Here is a 702-nt window from a genome sequence, read left to right as displayed (position 1 = left end):
TCTGGTTGGGTGCCGTCGCCGTAAAATCCTGGTCAATGATGTTCGGCGCGATCGGCCAGCTATGCTCGCTGTCGGTCGTCCGTTTGAATCGACGCTTCTGCCGACCGCGCAGGCCGTTCTCGCGCATCAACCGCGCCGTGCGCCGTCGCCCGATGGCGAAGCCATCATCCTGCAACTCGCGCGTCATGCGCGGACTGCCGTACGTGCCGTTCGACAGCGCAAATGCCGAGCGGACATGCGCCAGCATCACCATGTCATCGCGTTGCCGCCGGCTGGCCGGACGATCCTTCCAGGCGAAATAGCCGCTCTGGCTGACGCCGAGCACCTGGCAGAGGCGGTGTACGGGGAAATCCTTCTTCGCCTGATCGACGAGCGCAAACCTCATCGACTTCCCTCCCGGGCGAAAAAAGCGGTCGCCCGCTTCAGTATGTCGCGTTCTTGTCGAAGGATCTCATTCTCCCGGCGGAGCCGCTTCAACTCGGCTGCCAAATCTGCCTGCGGTGTTTCGCCCGGCATCTCCGTCAACCGATCACGACGACGACCGATCCACCGAACCAGCGTCGACAAACCGACCCCCAGATCTTCCGCAACCTCACGCTGCGTGCGCCCACTGGTCGCCACCAGCCGGACCGCCTCGTCCTCGAATTCCTTTGTAAACCGTCGTTGCTTCGTCATCGAGTTTGCCTTTCACCTCAGGAAAAC

The 702-nt window shown here is 62.3% G+C and carries 1 pseudogene; it reads right to left on the bottom strand.

Annotated elements, in window-relative coordinates:
- A pseudogene (locus AACY49_RS29785) lies at positions 1–675 on the bottom strand (IS3 family transposase); the annotation flags it as partial.
- Positions 676–702: the final 27 nt, after the last annotated feature.

This window comes from Pseudomonas sp. EL_65y_Pfl2_R96 (genome assembly GCF_963970905.1).
GTDB lineage: Bacteria > Pseudomonadota > Gammaproteobacteria > Pseudomonadales > Pseudomonadaceae > Aquipseudomonas.
Note: the sequence above shows the minus strand (reverse complement) of the source record. Positions and strands in the feature narration are given on the sequence as shown.